The following is a 21,073-nucleotide window of genomic DNA, read 5'->3' on the forward strand; positions in this document are numbered from 1 at the left end:
TTCATTCCTATCCTACTTAACCACCTAAACAAACTAGAGTTATCTAACCTAATTCTAGTATTGTTCTAAGCTGATCAAGCCTAAACGCTGTGCTTCCTTAATTGCTTCCGAACGGGACCGCACGTTGAGTTTATCAAATATACGCGACAGCTGATATTCGACATTCCGCTGGCTAACATGAAGCATAGCTGCCAATTCTTTATTGCTAATTCCAGTGGCTACTTCATGTAATATGGTCTGTTCTTTCTCATTAATCGACACATCTTCAACAGCTACTTCTGTCCGTCCGATCGTTACTTCATGCCTTCTAAGCTGCTTTAACAAGGTGATCGGAATAACCGTGTCCCCTCTCATGGCACATCGAATCGCATTATGAAGCTGTTCTCTTGATACTGTCTTGGAAATAAAACCAGAGACGCCTGATTCAATCAGCAAGTTAAAATGCGAGCCAATCTCATAGCCCGAGTAAATAATAACCTTGCGCTCCGGATCCTGTTGAATAAGACGTTTCGTTAATTCCAATCCACTAATGCCTGGCATATTCAAATCACATAAAATGAGATCAAATTGCTGGATTTGTACAATATCGAGCGCTTCAATGGCGGACAAAACGACCGATACCGACATCTCGCTGTCTTGCTCAATCATTGTTTTGGTTCCTTCTCCGACAGAAGGATGGTCATCAACTAATAAGATACGAATCACGCGATATACCCCTCTCCGATCTACCGGCTGTCATGATCTCTGGCAGCAAGATGACAACCTCTAAGCCGTTACCGCTTTCCGAATAAAATGATATGTCACCTTCCAGACCAGTCACCCGCTCTTTAATGCCTGACAAGCCCATATGTTCAAAAGAAACACTCATTTGATTTACATCCATACCGACACCATCATCTTGATATCGGAAATATATCGTTCCTTTGCGCAGCTCAAGCTCAAGAACAACTAATTTAGCTTGAGAATGTTTGTCCGCATTACGCAGCAATTCCTGTACGATCCGGTAAATCGCCGTAATTTGTTCCTCGTTAAGCGGACGATTAAATGATTTTGCACGAAAATCCACTGCAAAGTTAACACGCATTTGAGTATGCTCGATAATCGATTCAACAGCCTCGACTACTCCCATCTCCTTCAAAAGCGGTGGACGCAGTTCATTACAAGTTTCACGAATTTGATGGATAACATCGAGTAATCCTTCTTTAATATCCTCCAGCTCGCGTCCCAAACTATTCGAAATCGGATAGTCCATCATAATGGCTTCAAGCTTCCGGTACCAAAGCAGCTGATCTTGCAGCGCTGAGTCATGCAAGTCAGCAGCAAGTTTTCTTCTCTCGTTCTCAGACAAACAGAATAGAAGGCGCAGCACCCATGGTGAAGTTGAATGCTCTTTGCGAACCTCCGACTCTAAATCCTCAATTAAACCTTCAATTAAATATAGATTCTCAAATACGATGCTGGAATAATTGGACATCGTCTTAAGCCAACGAAGCTCGTCCGAATTAAAGCGCGTATGATTGGTTTTCATGCCGATCCACAAAATATGATACCTAGACCGTTGTCTGCCGATTACAAGACCGAGTCCATAAGGCAGCTCGATTAACTCGCCCACCTGTAAGGAATTTACAGTTCCGAGCAAAAACTCAGCAGTAATAAGTTCCTCAGGATGATCGCCCATCGGGTATACGGTATTCTCCGATTGCTCAATAAGTAAAAAAGTAATCCGACTAACTGGCAGCAGATCACTAATCTCTTGTTTGAGCACAGCTTCCAAATCGCTTTGCTTCATTACTCTAGCGATTTTTCGCGAGAAACGATCCAGACTATCCTGATAACTATACATCGCCTTAAAGAGCTTAGGTCTGAACCTTTGATCAATTTGTTCCTTCCCATATAAAAACAACGTCATTCCGATGTAAATGACAAAAAATAYGCCAAACCACGCGGACCATGACGGATTGTTCTCTCCTAGTAATACGAACGCTACAAGTGCCGCCACAATGACAGCTGGAATAAAGGCTAGCGCCGTATAATATTTAAATCTAGTTAGAATAAAGTCAATATCAAATAATTGATTTGAGGTAGACAGATAGAAATAAACGATAGGTAATAAGAATAGGAATAGCGCAGTAAAAGCGGCTGGAAAAACTTGGTCCTTGCCAATAATTTGAGGCAGCAAGTTCATTAATGCAAACGGAGTAAAAGCAACTAGATGCGAGATCAACGTAATGGTGAACAGAGAATGCAGCTTTGTACGCCGATGCTTTATAAACTTTCGCACAAGCATATAAACGCATACAAAATTACCTATCAGCACAGAACTGCTATAGGCTATTTGAATATAGGTATAGATGTTATTTGACGCTAAATCTGTCCAGATATAAATTAAGCTTATGATCCCTACAAAACCCACAATCCCATATAGAGTGTTCAATATTGATTTACTAATAAAATGAACATCGAATCGCTTTAAATAAATGTTCATGAAGCTCATAAACAGCAATGGTATGTTGGGTAGAACCAAATAAATAATAGTAAGCCCAACAGAATCGCTTCGACTTGATGCTGCAGAACTATAGTAACTTAAGCCAATCGAAATAAAAAACAAAATAAGAATGATTACAGCCTTATCATTCCTTCGTTTTGCATACAAAAATCCTGAAAACGCACAAAAAATAATGAGTGAAACACCAGGGATATACAACTGAATCAGCAGCTCCCATAACGAATGGTCGCCTGTCCACCCCTTGGGAAACTCAATTTTCTGTGTAACTTTATCCTTATGTAAAACAAGAACGTAATCTGCGGATTCAATTGAATTATATTTCTTTACATACTCAAAATCCTGTACTGAATCACCGTTTATTTCTAAAATCTGATCGCCTATTTCAATACCTTTTACATCCGCTTGTCCGGCTGGTTCTATCGACTTAACAAAATAACGATTACCTGGCTCCTCCACTAGTACAGCACCGATTGAAGGAATTCTTACGATTACCGAGGTTAAATATAAAACAGAACCTAACAAGACAAACAGGAAGAGGATTGCAACAATTCGGTTAAATAAGTTAGGTCTCATGCACTCCTCTTCCTTCCCTACAAATCAGTATGCTAATTCCACATGTATGCGTAGCCGCTATTTTTTTCGTTTTTGTTCTTTAGTTCGCCAAGAAGAGCGCGTTGTTCAGCAACTGAAACACCTGCTACTTGCATTTGTCCACCCATAGCCATAGACATTTTTTCAGTGTTGCTTACCAACTGACGAATAGCTTCTTTTAACATATTAACTCCTCCGCTTCTCTACTACTATATTAGTAATCTTTTCTTCTTCTCTACTATAACAGGAATAGATACGACAGGAAACGCAAAAGTGATTCGTATTTACCGAAAGACGTTTTGCGTGGTTTGTTGTTATGCATTTTTAGAGTTTATTATGTGCAAAAATTCCGCTTTCCAAGGACTTATTTCCTGTATGGAGTCTACTAATTCCTCAAAGCGATTATAGTGCATCCGACTCATGACAGAGCCATATAGTATAGTTCCTGTTCTTTCACAGGTTTCAAGAAAAAGCTCTCTTTTCATCGCAATTTCTTCGGAAGTTAACCGACCCTCAAAATACTCTTTAATCCAGCGATCCTCTTCTGCTTCTCCTTCTATTAAATACAGAGTAAGCAAGGTGCATTTACGTTGAAGAAAATCACTTTTTTCATCCCATCGCAGCAAATCTCGGAGGTCATTCTGAATTTGAGCTGAAACACCTATTTCTAGCGCATATTCTGCAACGATTTCATTCCAAGGGCGACCAGCCAACATTACGCCAGCCATACACGCTAGTTGAAGAAGCGTAGCAGACTTTTGTTTTACGACATCCAAATAGGATTCCTCGTCGTTCATTTCATTCATAATATCAAGCATTTGACCATTTGCGGCCTTCAGAAGCTGCGCATTCATCATTTCTGTGAGTGCCAATCGAATCTCATGATTAGATGTGCTGCTTAACATTGCTTGCTGCGACAAGGTTAGTAGAGAGGATGCTATATGAATGGCAATAGGCATTGGGACTTTCATCCAAGGCTTGCTTGGAACATCCTGATCCTGCAAATCATCCAATATATCCGACGCCAAAATAAATAGTTCGACTGCAGCAGCTGCTTTTATGGGGTCTTCGCCTTTTCCGCCAAACATGCGGTAATGAATAACCGTCAGTTGACCAAATCGAATCGTCTCTTCAAGCTTGTCCGCAATAAACTGCTCTGCATAACGTGCAAGAGGCTCAGCTGTAAAGAAACGCTGAACCAATAAACGCATGTGTTGACCAATGAGTGGAATACAATCGTTCACAATCGATCCTCCGCCAAATCAAGATCATTATATTATACTACTAAATCGTTACATAAACATACGCTGAAATACAGTTACGAATCGTCCTATCCGATGTAGTGTCCTTATGCCGTTGCAGTCGCCTCTGCGCTTTTGTTTTTTTTGCTTTTGATCTTCTTGCTTCTGACTCTCCCCCTCATTCATTTGACTGATTAAGTTTGTAATCATCTCCATTCTCTTCTCCAATAGTTTTCTGCGCTCGACTGACGGACTTTCGATGCGATCTCGATGATCCATTTACTAAAAAGCCCTCCTTGAGGAATACATGTGCAATAAACATACTTTCAGTTTTTGTTTTTCTTATATGCTGACACTCCCATTCATCTCAACTGCGTGATGCATATAAACGGCTTCCATTGTCATGCCGCCACCAGGCAGCTGTGCAATAAGTGTAGACGGGTTATCGCAAGTAATGAATTCTCCCTTGCGCATCACGCATACGCGATCGCAATTGCGCTGAATTTCCTCCATATCATGAGAAGCGACAATAATTGTTTTCCCTTGTTGTCTAAGAATCTGCAGCAGTGACCAATAATCACGTTTGGCTTGCGGATCCAGTCCTGTTGTGGGTTCATCCAAAAATATGATTTTTGGATCGTTCACCAATGCGATAGCTAGTGCCGTACGTTGTCTCCAACCGCCTGATAAACGTTTAACTAGTTTATCCGAATATGGACTAAGCCCAAACTGTTCAATGATGTGATCCAAATTATTTTTCCGTTTATAAAAACCTTGGAAAAGCTCCATTGCCTCTCGAACATTCATTTTATCTACTAAGGTTGTGCTTTGCAGATGAATTCCGATGTCTTCCTTCAATTTTTCTGCATCCAGCACCACATCATGTCCATAGATGCGTATACTGCCTTGATCGGGCATACGAATCCCCATTAGCATCTCTAGCAGCGTCGTTTTTCCCGCGCCGTGCGTACCGATAATACCGAATATTTCACCTTCGTTTACTTTGAAGGAAACCTGATCTACTGCCTTATTCGCACCATAGTACTTGCTGACCGAGCTTACCTGAATGATCGTTTGCTTATCCATTCCTTGGTTAACCTCCATTCACACTTAAGCATTGCCTATCACTAAAAGCTATAAGGTGAGATTTATGTTTTGGTATGCGTCATAGTTTCAAGATAACGCATACCGTTAACTTTTTCACCGAAAACCTGTCTAGTAATTCACGCAATTTTTTTGCGTGACCGCAATGCTAGCGCAAAACAAAAGGAAGCTTACTAATGATTCCAAAAGCTGCTATAAACAACCAATCACCATTATCCACAGAGATATCAACAGTTCTGTATAAATTGTTAGTTAATTCTGTCGATAGTACCTACGTATAAGAGTAGCATTTTAGCGGAATCCGTCGTTTTATAGGTACAATTTCTTACATTTATTTATTTTATCCACGTTATACACATTATCCACAGTTATACCCCGCAAATAATATCCCCTTTCCGTTCACAATATTGATCTTTCGTAAATCCAGTGTTTTCGGGCATTTCACTCTTTTATCCACAAAATGAAGCCTCATTGTGGATAACTTTGTGCACAACACTAATTTTGGTAATTTTTTATGGCTATTTTCTAATTCCGATGTAAAGCAAATGTGAAGCTGAACCTAATAAATGAATATTTTCAGCAGAATCATAAATCATTTGCATGAAATCAGAGAATTGTTTGTTTCCCTGAGACCTCCAATAATCGAACTGCTCCGTTGTAAGGGCTCCTGCAACGCTGGAGGAACCAATCAACTTGACCGTTTCAAATCCTTGCGCTTCCATAAACGGCGTAATCGTATCGATATCATAGTAATAGGCTCCCGTGAATCTGCCTTCATCTGTATGATTAAAAACACCCGAATCCATAAACTGCTGAATCTCATCCATTGAATCGAGAGGCTTCCAGCTTTGCGGATAAGCAAGAGCAGTAAGCAAATGTCTAATCCGTGTCATAAAAGCGATAAACACATAACCTCCGCTCCGTGTTACACGATATAGCTCCTTAACCGCCTGTTCACGATCCTCTTCCTTCTGTAAATGATAGAGCGGTCCCATCATCAATGAAGCATCAAAAGTCTCATCTGCAAACGAGCTCAAGCTTCTAGCATCTGCAACGCGGAAACCTTTAAAACGATCTGCCAGCCCAAGCTCCTCTGCCTTCTCAGCGGCTAATTGTACCAGCCTTGGGGTCAAATCTGTTAACGTGACATCATAGCCGCTATCAGCTAGTTCCATCGCATATTTTCCAGGCCCGGCGCCATTATCCAAAATATGTCCACGCGCAGGCAAGTAATTTCGAATAAAATGCCAGTTGACGATAAACTCAAGGGGCGCTCTATCGAGACGCCCCCATTCATCAAACTGATTATAATATTGAATAATTTTACTCATCACATATACCTCCTTGAGGTTTTATGCCCACAGCAGCGCTTATTCCCATAATAGAAAGAACTCACTCTACTATGGGAAAAGCAATCCGTTGGCCTTATGAGAAATTAGTTGGCAGCTTTAGTTTGGATTACTTCTACTACTCTGCTGCCTGTCGTCATAACTGCTTGATTGCACGCTGAAACATAGGCTTGAGCGGCTGCAAGCACAATATCACTATGAATGGATGTACCGCGGAATCGTTTCTGTTGATGAATAATGCTGACGACCGCTTCACCGTGAGCATCCTCGCCAGTTGATAGCGAATGAAGCTCCAAATCCTCGAACTCCGCTGCTACTGGAATCGCTTGTTGAATGGCATGGATCACTGCCTCAATAGGGCCGCCTCCCATTGCGATATAAGATTGTTCTACACCAAACTCATTCTCACAGATGGTAACCGTCGCTGTACGTGAAGGCTGCGTACCCGCGTGAACATGCAGATCAACCAGTACATATGGATCTGGCTGCGTCTGTGTCAGCTCACCTGCGATACGAATCAATTCATCATCTGTCACGATTTTTTGAGCATCAGCGACTTCCTTGAATTTATCGTACACATCCTGCAGCTGCACTTCTGTCATATCGATGCCATACTCAGCAAGGCGATGTTTAATCGCATGGCGGCCGGAATGTTTGCCCAATATAATCATGTTCCGCGAAATGCCCATCGCTTCCGGATCCATAATTTCATACGTGTTACGGTTTTTCAGCAAACCGTCTTGATGGATGCCCGATTCATGCTGGAATGCATTGCGGCCAACGATTGGCTTATTGTAAGCAATCGGGAAATGCATAGCGCGGCTAACCAAACGAGAGGTTTCATAAATTTCGCTAATTTTAATGTTTGTTTCTGCTTGAATAGCATCCTTGCGCGTTTCTATTGCCATAACCAGCTCTTCTAGAGAGCAGTTGCCCGCGCGTTCGCCAATCCCGTTTACAGTCACTTCAATTTGTGTGGCACCTGCATTAATAGCAGAAATACTGTTAGCTACAGCAAGGCCTAGGTCATTATGACAATGGGCACTATATCTCACCGTTTCTCCGCCTCTGGCTTGCTTGCGCACCGCGCGGAACAGCTCGCTCATTTCCTCTGGCATAGCATAACCAAGCGTATCCGGCAGGTTAATGATAGTCGCACCTTCCGCAATAACCGCCTCAACGAGCTGAATGACAAAGTCTCTGCCAGATCGTGTGGAATCCATTGCAGAAAACTCGATTTCATCTACGAATTGCTTGCCGTAAGCAACCATATCTCTCGCGATCTTAATGACCTCTTCCCGAGATTTGCGAAGCTGATGATTAAGATGAATATCGGAGGAGGATATAAACAAGTGAAGGCGTCTGCGTGCTGCATCCTGTGTCGCTTTCACTGCAGCGTCAATATCAACCTTTACCGCTCTCGCAAAACCTGCGATCTCTACATGCTGAAGCTCACGTGAAATTTGCTGTACAGCCGCGAATTCGCCTGGGCTGGAAACCGGGAAACCTGGCTCAATAACATCAATGCCAAGCTTGCCAAGCTGGCGTGCAATAATAATTTTACGTTCAGGATCAATTGAAGCACCTGGTGACTGCTCGCCATCACGAAGAGTTGTATCAAAAATTTGGATTTTTTTCATTTCGTTTGTCATTGTTAATTCCTCCTAGGGATTCGTTTGGATGTATTTTTTTCATTTTTGGGTACAAAAAAAAGCGCGTCGTCTCCTTGTAAGAGACGACGCGCTTACGCTGCCGTGGTACCACTCTAATTGACCGATTCTTGCTGCAGAAGCTTAAACAATGCTGCCTTGCAAAAAAGGCAATATTGAATAGCTTGCTGCGGGAACCGAGCCCGCTTAAATGCCCGATGACGGCGGCTAACCGTAACGTTGTAGACAAAAACTGTCTTTTATGACAGCTTGCTTCCCACGTTCCGCTCCCAGGCGAGATTCAAACCTCAGCTTCGACTGCGTCACACCACCCCGCAGCTCTCTGTACGATTTCAATTCGTTCATCTGCTTTTGATGAACATATCTTGAAATTCGTTTTGCCAGCCTACTGTTCTACTGCTCCTGTTCATTGCGTTTTTACTCTATATGGATTGTTGCTGCTCATTAAATCGTTAAATCCTTCACTTCAAGACAACAAGAAAAACCTGTCATCTCTTGAATCAAGAGACGACAGGTTATTATGACCCGCGCGGTACCACCCTTGTTGACACCCATACGTTCGCAAACGAGCAGGGACGCCCAACTTAAGCATATGGCCAACTCCGGATGTTGACTCACATGCACCCGATTACGGTGGTTAACCGTAACAATGTACCTGCATGGCTATCAGCATGAACTCATGCTGCCATCGTTTCCACTGTTCCGCTCCCAGGCGAGTTTCAAGCATCCTTCGACTGCGTTGCACCATCCCGCAGCTCTCTTGTGTCATAACGACGTATGAATGATGCACATTCATAGTGACGTTTCAGACATTCCCGGACAAGCTTTACTATTCCTGTTCTTTGCGTTTGTAACGTATGAAGTTGAAGTTTGAAGTATTGTTGCTTATTATATGCTCTAATAAATTGTCTGTCAATTCCAATTGAAAATATTTTTTATTAGCCCCTATTCAGCCAACGAATGTGGCATATTGCTCACTGACCAGCTCTCAAGCGATAAACCAGGGTCAGCTTTCATGTCAAGATCTGTGAATTGCGACCGTTTTAGCTTCAAATAAGCCGCTGCTCCAATCATTGCAGCATTATCTGTACACAGCGAATTCGGCGGTATAAGCAGAGGCACACGTTCTGACACGCACTTTGCACTTAAAGCTGCCCTCAAGCCCTTATTCGCTGCCACGCCGCCACAAAGCAGCAGCTGCTTCGCACCATATTGTTTGACTGCGCGCAGAGCTTTTGTGACGAGCACCTCAGTGACTGACTCTTGGAATCCGCGAGCAAGTGCCGCCTCATTCAGGACTAAACCTTTCATTCTCGTCTGATTAATAACCGCTAGTACTGCCGATTTCAAGCCGCTAAAGCTAAAATCATAGCTATCCGGTTCCAGCCATGCACGAGGCAAAGTAATCGATTCGTCTGCTTCGACTGCAAGCTTGTCGATATGCGGCCCTCCTGGGTAAGGCAAGTGCAGCGCACGCGCTACCTTGTCATATGCTTCACCGACTGCGTCATCCCTAGTACGGCCAACAACTTGGAAATCACCTTCACTTTTTAACAGCACTAACTCTGTATGGCCCCCCGAAACAACTAGCGCCATACATGGATATATAATGTCATGAACGAGCTCATTTGCATAAATATGACCTGCAATATGATGCGTACCGATCAATGGAATATCTAATGCCATAGACAGGCTTTTGGCCGCTACAATACCTACGAGCAAAGCCCCTACAAGACCGGGACCTTGTGTGACTGCGATAGCTGACATATCCTTTAGCGTCAGCCCTGATTCCTTGACAGCCTGTTCTATTATCAATGTAATCGACTCTACATGTTTACGCGATGCAATCTCGGGAACTACACCGCCATATCGTTCATGTATTTCAATTTGGCTGGACACGACATTCGATAAAATATGTTTTCCACCGCGAATAACCGCCGCTGACGTTTCGTCGCAGCTCGTTTCAATCGCCAAAACAAGATCATTCATTGGCTGTTCATTCACTGCCTGTTTCGATTGATTCACATTCATTGCTCCCTTACCTTCAACCGCTCTTTGTCTAGCTCAGCCCACATTATAAGCGCGTCTTCATTGTTGTCCGAGTAGTACCGCGGGCGTATGCCGGCAGGCTCAAAACCGTATTTCCGATAAAGGTTTTGCGCAATTTCATTGGAGGGACGAACCTCTAGCGTCATCTTTACCGCGCCAAAGAAAACTGCCGTCCGCTGCAGCTCATTAAGCAAGCAGTTTCCTAAACCTTGCCCGCGATAATCTGAGCGTACCGCAATATTCGTTACATGCGCTTCGTCCATAATAACCCACATGCCGCCGTAGCCTATTATTTGTTCCTCATATTCCATAATCATATAGCGAGCAAATAAGTTGTTCATGAGCTCATTCGTGAATGCTTCCACAGTCCATGGACTCGTAAAGGCTTCCTGTTCAATCGCAACGATAGCGGGTATGTCTGCCATAGTCATCGCTCGAAAAATGAGTTTGTTCACTTCTAATTTCATGCCTTAGCTTCACCTGCCTGCTTTGCCTTCCATACGACCTCAGCCTCAGTTAGCTGAGTGTAGTTAGGAATAAGAGTATGCGGATCTTCTATTAGACCTGACTGCAGTCTTTTGAGGCCAAGCTCTGCTATCCATTTGCCCTCTTGGATAAAGGGTTGAAGCTGAACGATAACGCCTGCTGCCTCGCCAATCTGCTTCAAGCGCATCGCGCTTTCTTCGTGAAGCGACAGGTCGCCGACAAGTGAGATGCTCCGTATGCTTCCAGCCGGCAAATTCGCTAATCGCTGCTCAAGCTGATCTACAAAATCCTTCATAATACGAACGCCATCATCCAGCCAGCGAGTCCATTCAGATGCATCCGTCATCAAGAAAGCCGATGTATACACCTGACCGCGCCTTGCATCCATAATCGGAAATACCCAATGCTCGCCATTATGCATTTTCTCCAGCTCCGCAATTCCGCTCACCTGCTGATGCCAAGCGCCATATGCTATGGCCTCCAAGCTGGACACGCTCACCAGCGGCTTGTTCCATACCCATGCCAACGTTTTTGCTACAGAGATCGCGATACGCATTCCTGTATATGATCCTGGTCCATTCCCAACCGCAATCGCCTCGATGTCCGTAGTAGCAAGGCCGCTTTTTCGCAGCATTTCTTGAATATGCGTCACAACGTGTACAGAATGGTTTCTTTCCGCTAACGTTTGAATTTCCGCAAGCACCTCATGACCGCTAACGATAGCAGCTGCCATCGACGCCGTGGACGTATCTAAAGCGAGTATCGGTCCCGTTTGATTTCTCTGCTCATTACTCATCTGTCTGCTCCTAACTTGCTTAAAGCTTCACACCAGCCTGCGTAAATTTCACCATAGCCGGTCAATTGTATGCGCCGTGCTTCATCGCCAAGATGCTCAATATACAGCTCCAACCTCTCAGTTGGCAGCAGCTCCTTGATCAAGCTAGCCCATTCCACAATCGTTACGCCATCGCCATAAAAATAATCATCCAAACCAAGCTCATCCGCTTCCTCCAGCGACAGCCTGTAGACATCCATATGATAAAAGGGAAGCTGATTCCCTTCATATTCTTTAATAATTGTAAAAGTCGGACTATTCACAATGCCTCTCACACCGATTGCGCCTGCAAAAGCTTGTGAAAATCTAGTTTTTCCCGCGCCCAGATCACCATCCAATGCAAGCAATGTACCTGGTTTTACCCAAGCTGCAAGCTGTTCGGCTAGCGTTACAGTGTCATGTTCCGTTTGTGCCAGCCAAGTGGCATGGCTTATCTGTTGTTGCATGCTATTCACCCGTTCATGTCGAAAAATGATTATATCCGCGTTTCTTAAGCAAAACTCTCTTCTCCAAATGAGGCAGCGACTCTTTTTCCTTAAAAGCTTGATCATGTCGAATGAGCTCAACAGCGGGCTCACCCATCTCGGTTTCTCCAATAATAAAAAAAGGAATACCTTCTTGATGAAAAGCTGCTCGCATCGCTTCCGCATGTTCTGGTGCCATCGTGCCTAGCAAGACGTAATCTTCTCCGCCATACAGCATCCATTCCAGCGGATCTATTCCTGCACTTGAAGCGTAAGCGGCCAAGCTGCCGCTCTTTGGCAGAAGCTTCTCATAAAGCACGAGGCGAAGCCCCGACGCTTCAGCAATTTCCCATGCTTCGCTCGCCAGGCCGTCGCTTACATCATTAAGTGAACGACAGCTCCCATGCTCAAGCAGCAGCCTTCCCGCACGCACTGAAGGATTTGGCCGCTGATGCGCCTGCACTAGCAAACCTTCCCTACCCGCGCTGAAATCCGCGGGCTGCAGCACCACGCGCTCCTCCTCTGCAAGGAGCGCATGCAATCCCGCCGCCGACATGCCTACGGCGCCGGTCACAAACACTGCATCGCCCGGCTTTGCGCCCGAGCGACACAGCTCACGCCCTGCTTCCACGGTGCCAACCACCGTTACAGCGACAACCAAATGCTCCGGCGCCGACGTCGTATCGCCGCCTACAATGGCAACCCCGTAGCGCTCGGCGCACTCGTACAGCCCATCATACAACCTCCGCATTCGCTCCGGCGTATACGATGGCGGCACGCTGACCGAGACGAGCGCATGCAAAGGCACGCCTCCCATCGCGGCAATATCGCTAATGTTGGCGGCAAGCGCCTTATAGCCGACATCCTCGTCCCGCATCGTCGACGGCTTGAAGTGTACCGTCTCCACCATCGTGTCGACGGCCAGCAGTATCCGCTTTGGAGCAGCAATGCCATCCGCAGCAGAAGCGGGATCAACTACGGCGGTATCATCGCCTATCCCTATAACCACGCCGCGCTCGCGCTGCCAAGCACTTCCTTGCATGCCTGCCGTCCAATGATGAATACTCGCAAACTCATCCAAATTGCTGGTCTCCTTCATCTCAAAGCAAAAGTGGGCCGATCTGTGCAAGCCAAATCGGCCGCGCATTTCTTAGAAACTGACTACTACCATCATTAGTGAATATCCCGTTTCTTAAACCGTCCGCCCTTCACATCGTGAATATTGCCGACGGCAAGAAACGCCACAGGGTCAAGCTCATGAACAATCGACTTCATCTTCGCCTCTTCAAGCCGCGTAATGACACAAAAAATAACGCGTTTGCTGCCGCCAGTAAAGCCGCCTTCGCCATGCAGGTAAGTAACTCCGCGTCCTAAACGGCTCATAATCGCTGCGCCGATTTCCTTCGCTTCATCGCTAATGATCCACACCGCTTTGGATTCATCGAAGCCCTCGATCGTAATATCAATCAATTTATAAGCAATATAATACGCGATAAGCGAATACATCGCCCGATCCCAGCCAAACACGAAGCCTGCACTGCCGAGAATGAATAAGTTGAAAAACATAACGGTCTCGCCAACCGAAAGAGGAATACGCTTATTAAACACGATCGCAACAATTTCGGTACCATCGAGCGATCCGCCAAACCGAATAACCATGCCAACGCCAATGCCCAAAATGACACCGCCGAATATAGCAGCTAGAAAAGGCTCTACCGTAAGAGGCGGTACGGGATGAAGCAAAAACGTTCCTAGCGACATGACCGAAACGCCGTACAGCGTCGATATTGCAAAGGTTTTGCCGATTTGCTTGTAACCAAGGAACAAAAATGGAAGATTAAGAAGAAAGAGAAAAAGACCAAGCGGCACTTTCGTTAAATAGGAGGCCATGATCGATATGCCGACAATACCACCATCAATAATATGATTTGGTACTAGAAAGATTTCCAGCCCAACTGAGACGAGCGCAGCGCCTAGTGTAATAAACAGCACTCTTCGCAACACTTCGAGCTTGGACAGTTTGTGGTGCTGTAATGATCCCATAAATGTACGCACATCCCCCTATTAGCTCTATTTCTCATTATTTTACCTTAAAAAGTACCAGATATAAAGCAACTCTGTCATTATTGCAAAAAAAGAAACCTTCCACTTTAGCAGCAATTTGCCTCTAAGAGAAGGTTTCTATCCGTGTTTAATATTCAAGTAAGCGCGAAAGACATAGCGCCTATTTCCTACAAAAAATAATTACAACTCCTTTACGATTGTAATATGAAGCTCGTTCTTGAGCTCAATCTCATAAGGCGATGCCGGCATTGTGCCGTCTGGCTCCATAATAATTCGTATACGGGGACGATGGACAGCGAGCTCCGTATTTTCTGAAACGACACCAACTTGACCAGTGCTAAGCAAAAGCGAAGTCGAAACTGGATATATTGATATATGCCGACAGAACAGCTTAATCAAGTCCAGATCAAAAAAGGTGCCGCCGGCAGCAAATAAAAACTCAATCGCTTCGCTTGCCGTGTACCGTTTGCGATAAGGTCTTGGTGAAGTTAATGCATCAAAAGTGTCCGCTAATCCTACGATTTGAGCGTACATATGAATCTCACTTTCCTTGAGCCCGCGCGGGTAACCTGATCCGTTAAATCGTTCATGATGCTGAAGCGCGCAGTGTGCAGAAACGATAGATATATCGTGATACTTGCGTAATATATCGAACCCGTCCTTCGCATGGCTTTTGATGACTTCACGTTCCGCCAGCGATAAACCGCCGGTATGAGCCAGCAGCTTTGGCGGCACCTTTGTCATACCAATATCGAAGAGCAGCGCGCCAATGCCAAGCTCTTCAAGCTGATTGCGATTAAAGCCCTTTGCCATGCCCATAATGCCTGAAAGCACAGCCACGTTAAAGGAATGCTGAAATAAATAACCTTCCATGGCATGAATGCTCGTTAAATTAACCAGCATGTTTGGTCTTGAGGATAAATCCTGCATAATTTGGCCGAATACCGCCCGAAAATTGCGGCCCATATCCGGTGCGATCGTTCGCCCTTTTGTTACGGTCTGGTCTTTGAAGGAGTTCATCGTTTTGTAAATAGTATCGACCGCTTGCTTACGCGTTTCATCACGGATCGTATCTTCAGGAATCAGATCCTCCGTCAACCCATCCTCTATGAATAGAAAATCGATGCCTAAGTTCCGCAATCGATCGATGTAACGATCATTCAATTCAACCCCTTCTCCTAGAAGCACGTTGCCGTTTTCTTGAAAAATGGGTTTAGCCACCTTGTCTCCCGGCTTGACCATTCCAATCTGCGTTTTTCTCATTAGATTAGTTCCCGCCTTTGATAGTTTAGCGATTGTAACCGGATCAAATCCATTTTATCAGAACTATGTCCAACTGACTATGCAGCAAACACGAAAAAGCCTAAACATATTGTTCAGGCTGCTAGGCTAATTTTCGTTTAACAATCCGATTACGTCCATTATACTTGGCCTCATATAATGCGGCATCTGCCTGTGCAAGCAACTCTCTTAAGAAAGCTTTTGGATCTACTAAATCGGTTGGGTCAACATGTTCAATAGAGATTACGCCCATGCTTATCGTTACCGATACCGGCTCCTCAGAGGTTCCCGTGTTTATTTTATTTTGCTCAACCGATTCCATAAGAATCTCCGCTATCTGATCGGCTTGGTCTCGGTTGGTATGCGGCAAATACACCGTAAATTCTTCTCCGCCATAACGAGCTAATATATCCGTAAATCGCAGAACTCCTCTAACGGCATCAACCGTACCGCAAAGCACCTCATCACCAATTAAGTGGCCATATTTATCGTTAATCAATTTAAAATGATCGAGGTCAAATAAAAATATAGAGAAGGGTATGCCATAACGAATATTAGCAATCACTTCTTGCTCCAATTGATGGAGCAAGTAACGCCGATTATAGCAGCCGGTCAAACCGTCAGTAATCGCCATATGCTCAAGCTTCTTATTCGCTTGAAACAGCTCGTCCTGCATAATAAGCAGATCGCGATTTCGATCTTGAAGCAGCTCGTTCTGAACATTCGTTTCTTCGACTAGCAGGCGAAGCTCCGTCACATCTTGGAAGGTCAGTACTCTGCCTACCAATGTCTTCTTATTGTTCAATATAGGCGCAGACTGTACGATAATATGCCTATGCTTGTCATGCTGAATTGCAATTTCCATCTCAAGCCTGTCCATCGGACGCTTATTCTGCTCTTCAAAAAAAGCAGCAATATCTCTAGTAACCTCGCCTTTAAATTGCGGTCCTAGATGAGCGGAATTAAACTTGTCGCCAATGCGCAGCCTCAGAATCGGCTTTATTACTTTATTTACATCAATAATGATATCGTTCTCATCGAGCACGATAATACCCATCGACATCGTATTCATTACATCTCTTTGTACGGTTTGAATAATATCGAGTACTTTGTTCCGTCTAATGGCATGTACCAAATAAACAGCGGCAACAGCCATTCCTACTGAAATAAGCGGAATATATTGATTCATTTTTTCAATTAATAGAACATTGATAAATAAATCTGTTATAGCAAACGAAACGAGTACAAACATACCGTTTATTGCGGTTTTGATTAATGTGCGCTGCCGTACCGAATTTTCGCCGCGCAGCTTGTAGAACATAATAACAAAAGAAACGGTTACATAAACAATTAATTGCGTAATCATAATCCAGTACAACGGCCCTTGCTCTAGCTGCTTGAGCGGACTTAGCTGATCGTTAATTCGTAGAAACATGCCATTTGGGTTAATGATAACCACAGCTACAGAAATAAGCGCGGGCATCGCTAAAATGAACAACCGGCTCTTTCGTATAACATACGACTGGCCGGTGAGATATACGATGAATACGAACCATCCAATTCCAAGCAGAGAAAGCCCTACATACGATATGGAAACGTAAAATAGTCTAAAGAGCGCAGAAGTTGTCGTCTGGGACGCAAATTGAAAAAGCGTCCAACACATAAAAACGACATGCAAAGTCAAATACATACGATGCAAAATCGTAACGTTGCTGGAGGCAAACACGTAGAAAAACAAGCCGAGCAGCACTAGAAACATACTAAAGTCTAGCCAGATCATCCATTCCAATACGGTTCACCCATTCATTTGATAGCCATCTTCTTCCATTGTAGCAAATGTTAATACTATCGACAATTGCTTACCCTCAAAAAATTCAAAGTGTAACATTCGCCAATAAGCAATATTATTTGGAGATATGATTAGGCCATCGTTCGGAAAGCATATGCTCCAGCGACGGGGAAATGTTCAGAAACTGACGAAATTGCTCATACTCTTCCCATTTTTTCATAGAAAGCCCATGCTGCTCTGAACGGACCGCGCGAATGAGCAGATTTTTTGGCGTATGCTCTGGATCTACAAATTCCAGCATCGAAACCTTATACCCCAAAACCTCCAGCAAAGTTCCTCTTGCGGCATCCGTGGCGAGTGCGGAAAAACGCTCCTTCAGCAGGCCTTGAGAGAGTAACGGAGATAAAACATCACTCTTTACCTGCTTGAACAGCTCATGCTGGCAGCAAGGTACCGACATAATAACGGAGGCTCCCCAATTAACAGCTTTGGCAAGCGCAGCATCCGTAGCCGTGTCGCATGCATGCAGAGTGACAACCATATCAGCAGCTTGCAGCTCTTCATATTCAGCAATGTCACCTACGAGAAACTTAAGCTTGTCATAACCCAGCTTCTCCGCAAGTTCCGAACAGAAAGCAATGACATCGGCTTTCAAGTCAAGTCCAATAATGTTAATATTCCTCTTCTGCTCCACTGCAAGCAAATGGTAAAGCGCAAACGTTAAATAAGATTTGCCGCAGCCAAAATCAACGATCGTAATTTCCCTGTCCGTTGGCAAATACGCAAGCACATCCGTTACCATCTCTAGAAAACGATTGATTTGTCTGTATTTATCCTGTTTTTTGGCGTGGACAAGCCCTTCCTGCGTCATAATGCCAAGCTCAACAAGAAAAGGGGCCGCTTGACTCTCGGACAAAATACGCTGTTTCTGCCGATTATGCTGCAAATTCGCTTTGCTCGAATCACCAGTTGGCGGTTTCTTTAAAATAGCCGCTTTCCCTTTTTTGCTAAAGAGCAATTGAACGTCAGCCTCGTTCGTTTTTACAAGCGCCTGACGGTAGTTCTCCTGCAGCAAATCGATGACTCGCTCAGCCGCTTGCGGCTCAGCAACATTGTCATGCGTAACCTTGTTTGCAAAATGATATTCAAATTGATAAAACAAGCCGTTCTTCATCTCAATGGGACGAATGATTGTTTTAGGCGCTGCGGTTCCGTCCTTCCGCTTCGGCTGGCTAAGCGTAGCCTGCAGCAGCTCTTTGCCAGTGATCCATTTCGTAATTTCTTGCTGCCATTGTTCCGTCATGCTGTCCAATCACTCCTAAATCAGTTTTGAAGCTAAGCTCATTATACGTACGCTTATGCTATATCGTCTGTTTGCTGCTTGGCAAGGTCTTCAATTCCCTGCTCTATCTCCTCGCGCGGCAGCCCTCCCGCTTCAAGCCGTTCGTCTGGTTGTAACAATATTCGTTTATAGGCTGCTTCTGCTTCCTCGTTCGTCAGCGCGTTATCTTCAAGCAGCTCATGCATCATATTTTCAACAGCGTCATAACGCCCTTCTGCTTCAAGCCATTCCATTAACAAACGTTTCGTTGCTAGGGGCAATTCATAAGGCTTCAGCCGCTCAAGCAGCTCCTTTATTTGTTCGCGGGGCTCGGTAATCGTTGGTGCCGCATCTACTAGCGACAATCTTAGAAACAAATGCAGCGACTTCACATACGCGATGAAGCTCTCATCCTCGCGTCCCAAGTCGGCAGTCAATTCAGCTTCCTGCTTCATCAGAAGAGCGATGGCTTGCAAATGATCCGTTTCCAATATCCCGTTCGTCGTCATCATTTTCAGTAAGTCTTCATCCGAAAGGGAACGAATAAGCTTGCTGCTTAGCCTAAACTTTGTATCAAGAAGCTCATCGATGTAGAGCAAAGCCTCCTCGTGCTTGCGCTCTCGCCTCAAATTCATAATTTGACCGACTGCTTCTGTCATTTGCTCAATCATTCGCATGAAATAATCGCGCTGAAACATCTGGTTCCCCCTCTCGCCAATCTACTGCTGCTTATTCTTTACAAAGCTAAGAATAGCATTGATCAATTGCTTCGGCTCTTCGATCATTCCCATATGACCTGCGCTGCCAAGCTCCACTTTCACGGCCCAGCCGTTTGATGCTGCAAAAACACTTTCCACCGGAATAACCTTATCTGACACCCCTGCAACAAGAAGTACTGGCAGCTCAGATTGCTCGATTACCTGCGTCCGGTTTGGACGTGCCTTCATTCCTTTTGCTGTGCCGATTGCGCCTTGCAGGGATGTGCCATAGCCTATTTTCTTTCCTTGCTCAACCTCAGCGGACAAAGCCTCCACATTATCGGGAGCAAACAGCTTAGGAATAAGACCATCAACGAATGTCTTCACGCCATCTTGCTCGAGAGCCGCTGCTGCTTTATCACGGTTTTCTTTGGCAGCGTCACTATCTGCTAGCGCTGTTGAATGGATCAGGCCAAAGCCAGAAAGCTTCTTCGCATATTTTTCAGCGAATGCAAGAGTAATATAGCCCCCTAAGGAATGCCCAAGCAATACTGCATTATGAATTTGCAGCTTGATAAGCAGCTCAGCAATATCCTCCGCATACAACTCCATCGTATAAACCTCATCACTTGGCGCAGAGCTTCTTCCATGCCCGCGTGCGTCTGGCGCAATGATACGTACAGATTGCTCTAGCCCATCCAAGATATGCTCCCAATAGGAAGAGCTTCCGCAGTAGCCATGCAGCAAAACGACAACCTCGCTAATGCCATCCGCCGCGCCTCCGTCATCCGGATGGGAATCATAATATGCAAGCTCCAATCCGTTATTCAAAAAAAGCTTACGCTGTGCGATTGAGTATACTTCTTTGCTATTTTCATTTGTCATTTGTTCATGCTCCTCTACACGGATGGAATTTGTAATGCTTGATTAACATATGACAAGCTATCCGAATGCTGGCCCCAAGCTGAATCTACCGCGCACGCGATCTCGCTTGCCATACGCATCACTTGGTAAAGTGAAGTCGTTTGCAGCATCCAGTAAGCCTTGGGTCCGTTAGCATTTACTACGCCTGCAATACTATAATGCCCAATTGCTGGAAGTCTGCGGCCGATTGCCTTTCCTGGCTCAAGCGGTCCTTCGTGCAAAATAAAACGGCCGATGGAGGTTGGTTTGCCAAGGCATGCATCAATGGCAATGACAACGTCATCTTTATGCAGCGACTGAGCGGCTTGCTGAACCGCATGCGCATCACATGGCTTGTCTAATGTTCCAATGACATTCGGCCAACCTCTCTCCTTAAGCATCGTTCCCACTAATGGACCAAGAGAGTCCCCTGTGGAACGATCACTGCCTATACATACAAATACAATGCCGCTGCGATTCATATACTTATTTGCAATGGCACTAAAAAAGGACTCCAATTCACTGCTCGTTAGCTGTTCCGTCGTATTGCACCTGCCCTGTCTTCGATTGCCAATCGTATCTTGTTCAATTGTATCCAATTTTAAGATACTGTTCAATTTGTGGTCATTCTCGTTTGAAACATGTTACAATTGCAGCATTGCAAAACGTTCGAACAAGCCCATTTCCGCAGCCGAATTCGGCTCGCAAAAACTTTAGGAGGC

Annotated in this window: 20 protein-coding genes; all 20 read right to left on the reverse strand. The window is 44.8% G+C overall.

All coding sequences use genetic code 11. From position 1 onward, the window contains the following. Window positions 1-54: 54 nt before the first annotated feature. Window positions 55-705: a response regulator transcription factor gene (locus AC1DM9_RS21010; RefSeq protein ID WP_076269667.1), complete on the reverse strand. Its 651-nt coding sequence runs from the start codon at window positions 703-705 to the stop codon at window positions 55-57. Then, window positions 683-3,079 (reverse strand): ATP-binding protein, encoded by a 2,397-nt coding sequence (locus AC1DM9_RS21015; protein ID WP_477581996.1) that lies wholly within the window; start codon window positions 3,077-3,079, stop codon window positions 683-685. The genes AC1DM9_RS21010 and AC1DM9_RS21015 overlap by 23 nt, the downstream gene beginning before the upstream one ends. 32 nt (window positions 3,080-3,111) lie before the next feature. Beyond that, window positions 3,112-3,282 carry a competence pheromone ComX gene (locus tag AC1DM9_RS21020; protein WP_339207229.1) on the reverse strand — a complete coding sequence of 57 codons (171 nt, stop codon included), beginning with the start codon at window positions 3,280-3,282 and terminating at the stop codon, window positions 3,112-3,114. Between the two features lie 129 nt (window positions 3,283-3,411). Further along, window positions 3,412-4,341, reverse strand: coding sequence for a polyprenyl synthetase family protein (locus tag AC1DM9_RS21025; RefSeq protein ID WP_477581997.1), 930 nt, complete (start codon window positions 4,339-4,341; stop codon window positions 3,412-3,414). A 48-nt stretch (window positions 4,342-4,389) separates the two neighbouring features. Continuing rightward, window positions 4,390-4,617: a hypothetical protein gene (locus AC1DM9_RS21030; protein WP_441877367.1), complete on the reverse strand. Its 228-nt coding sequence runs from the start codon at window positions 4,615-4,617 to the stop codon at window positions 4,390-4,392. A gap of 63 nt (window positions 4,618-4,680) precedes the next feature. Continuing rightward, a complete protein-coding gene (locus tag AC1DM9_RS21035) occupies window positions 4,681-5,424 on the reverse strand; it encodes an ABC transporter ATP-binding protein (protein WP_076269663.1) in 744 nt (247 codons plus the stop codon). Window positions 5,425-5,960: 536 nt separating this feature from the next. Continuing rightward, the gene (locus tag AC1DM9_RS21040) at window positions 5,961-6,773 is read right to left on the reverse strand and encodes a methyltransferase domain-containing protein (RefSeq protein ID WP_477581998.1); all 813 of its coding nucleotides are present in this window, start codon (window positions 6,771-6,773) and stop codon (window positions 5,961-5,963) included. Between the two features lie 104 nt (window positions 6,774-6,877). After that, window positions 6,878-8,443, reverse strand: a complete 1,566-nt coding sequence (locus tag AC1DM9_RS21045; RefSeq protein ID WP_477581999.1) for a 2-isopropylmalate synthase — start codon at window positions 8,441-8,443, stop codon at window positions 6,878-6,880. Between the two features lie 963 nt (window positions 8,444-9,406). Continuing rightward, complete coding sequence (gene tsaD / locus AC1DM9_RS21050) at window positions 9,407-10,450, reverse strand: tRNA (adenosine(37)-N6)-threonylcarbamoyltransferase complex transferase subunit TsaD (RefSeq protein WP_441877589.1); 1,044 nt, start codon at window positions 10,448-10,450, stop codon at window positions 9,407-9,409. Window positions 10,451-10,488: 38 nt separating this feature from the next. After that, window positions 10,489-10,977 carry a ribosomal protein S18-alanine N-acetyltransferase gene (gene rimI, locus AC1DM9_RS21055; protein WP_339207222.1) on the reverse strand — a complete coding sequence of 163 codons (489 nt, stop codon included), beginning with the start codon at window positions 10,975-10,977 and terminating at the stop codon, window positions 10,489-10,491. Then, window positions 10,974-11,792 carry a tRNA (adenosine(37)-N6)-threonylcarbamoyltransferase complex dimerization subunit type 1 TsaB gene (gene tsaB / locus AC1DM9_RS21060; protein ID WP_441877377.1) on the reverse strand — a complete coding sequence of 273 codons (819 nt, stop codon included), beginning with the start codon at window positions 11,790-11,792 and terminating at the stop codon, window positions 10,974-10,976. The genes rimI and tsaB overlap by 4 nt, the downstream gene beginning before the upstream one ends. Next, window positions 11,789-12,277 (reverse strand): tRNA (adenosine(37)-N6)-threonylcarbamoyltransferase complex ATPase subunit type 1 TsaE, encoded by a 489-nt coding sequence (gene tsaE, locus AC1DM9_RS21065; RefSeq protein ID WP_441877380.1) that lies wholly within the window; start codon window positions 12,275-12,277, stop codon window positions 11,789-11,791. Before tsaE ends, tsaB begins: the two co-directional genes overlap by 4 nt. Window positions 12,278-12,290: 13 nt before the next feature. Next, the gene (gene thiL / locus AC1DM9_RS21070; RefSeq protein ID WP_477512780.1) at window positions 12,291-13,394 is read right to left on the reverse strand and encodes a thiamine-phosphate kinase; all 1,104 of its coding nucleotides are present in this window, start codon (window positions 13,392-13,394) and stop codon (window positions 12,291-12,293) included. Between the two features lie 74 nt (window positions 13,395-13,468). Further along, on the reverse strand, window positions 13,469-14,338 hold the full coding sequence (locus tag AC1DM9_RS21075) for a YitT family protein (protein WP_076269656.1): 870 nt from the start codon (window positions 14,336-14,338) through the stop codon (window positions 13,469-13,471). Window positions 14,339-14,539: 201 nt separating this feature from the next. After that, window positions 14,540-15,622 (reverse strand): HD-GYP domain-containing protein, encoded by a 1,083-nt coding sequence (locus AC1DM9_RS21080; protein ID WP_441877386.1) that lies wholly within the window; start codon window positions 15,620-15,622, stop codon window positions 14,540-14,542. Window positions 15,623-15,743: 121 nt separating this feature from the next. After that, window positions 15,744-17,420 (reverse strand): histidine kinase N-terminal 7TM domain-containing diguanylate cyclase, encoded by a 1,677-nt coding sequence (locus tag AC1DM9_RS21085; protein WP_256710986.1) that lies wholly within the window; start codon window positions 17,418-17,420, stop codon window positions 15,744-15,746. 124 nt (window positions 17,421-17,544) lie between these two features. Then, window positions 17,545-18,732, reverse strand: coding sequence for a class I SAM-dependent methyltransferase (locus AC1DM9_RS21090; RefSeq protein WP_441877389.1), 1,188 nt, complete (start codon window positions 18,730-18,732; stop codon window positions 17,545-17,547). A gap of 53 nt (window positions 18,733-18,785) precedes the next feature. Next, on the reverse strand, window positions 18,786-19,448 hold the full coding sequence (locus AC1DM9_RS21095; protein WP_441877392.1) for a DUF6483 family protein: 663 nt from the start codon (window positions 19,446-19,448) through the stop codon (window positions 18,786-18,788). A 21-nt stretch (window positions 19,449-19,469) separates the two neighbouring features. Beyond that, window positions 19,470-20,333: an alpha/beta fold hydrolase gene (locus AC1DM9_RS21100; RefSeq protein WP_477551690.1), complete on the reverse strand. Its 864-nt coding sequence runs from the start codon at window positions 20,331-20,333 to the stop codon at window positions 19,470-19,472. A 14-nt stretch (window positions 20,334-20,347) separates the two neighbouring features. Continuing rightward, window positions 20,348-20,950, reverse strand: a complete 603-nt coding sequence (gene yyaC / locus AC1DM9_RS21105) for a spore protease YyaC (RefSeq protein WP_477582000.1) — start codon at window positions 20,948-20,950, stop codon at window positions 20,348-20,350. Window positions 20,951-21,073: the final 123 nt, after the last annotated feature.

It is taken from the genome of Paenibacillus sp. 01T431 (assembly GCF_056398625.1).

Coding starts and splice junctions, on each gene's coding strand:
- thiL (WP_477512780.1), bottom strand. CDS start 13,394: ATGAAGGAGACCAGCAATTTGGATGAGTTTGCGAGTATTCATCATTGG.
- AC1DM9_RS21040 (WP_477581998.1), bottom strand. CDS start 6,773: ATGAGTAAAATTATTCAATATTATAATCAGTTTGATGAATGGGGGCGT.
- AC1DM9_RS21045 (WP_477581999.1), bottom strand. CDS start 8,443: ATGACAAACGAAATGAAAAAAATCCAAATTTTTGATACAACTCTTCGT.
- tsaB (WP_441877377.1), bottom strand. CDS start 11,792: ATGAGTAATGAGCAGAGAAATCAAACGGGACCGATACTCGCTTTAGAT.
- tsaD (WP_441877589.1), bottom strand. CDS start 10,450: ATGAATGATCTTGTTTTGGCGATTGAAACGAGCTGCGACGAAACGTCA.
- rimI (WP_339207222.1), bottom strand. CDS start 10,977: ATGAAATTAGAAGTGAACAAACTCATTTTTCGAGCGATGACTATGGCA.
- AC1DM9_RS21095 (WP_441877392.1), bottom strand. CDS start 19,448: ATGTTTCAGCGCGATTATTTCATGCGAATGATTGAGCAAATGACAGAA.
- AC1DM9_RS21090 (WP_441877389.1), bottom strand. CDS start 18,732: ATGACGGAACAATGGCAGCAAGAAATTACGAAATGGATCACTGGCAAA.
- AC1DM9_RS21075 (WP_076269656.1), bottom strand. CDS start 14,338: ATGGGATCATTACAGCACCACAAACTGTCCAAGCTCGAAGTGTTGCGA.
- tsaE (WP_441877380.1), bottom strand. CDS start 12,277: ATGCAACAACAGATAAGCCATGCCACTTGGCTGGCACAAACGGAACAT.
- AC1DM9_RS21100 (WP_477551690.1), bottom strand. CDS start 20,333: ATGACAAATGAAAATAGCAAAGAAGTATACTCAATCGCACAGCGTAAG.
- AC1DM9_RS21080 (WP_441877386.1), bottom strand. CDS start 15,622: ATGAGAAAAACGCAGATTGGAATGGTCAAGCCGGGAGACAAGGTGGCT.
- AC1DM9_RS21030 (WP_441877367.1), bottom strand. CDS start 4,617: ATGGATCATCGAGATCGCATCGAAAGTCCGTCAGTCGAGCGCAGAAAA.
- AC1DM9_RS21020 (WP_339207229.1), bottom strand. CDS start 3,282: ATGTTAAAAGAAGCTATTCGTCAGTTGGTAAGCAACACTGAAAAAATG.
- AC1DM9_RS21085 (WP_256710986.1), bottom strand. CDS start 17,420: ATGATCTGGCTAGACTTTAGTATGTTTCTAGTGCTGCTCGGCTTGTTT.
- AC1DM9_RS21035 (WP_076269663.1), bottom strand. CDS start 5,424: ATGGATAAGCAAACGATCATTCAGGTAAGCTCGGTCAGCAAGTACTAT.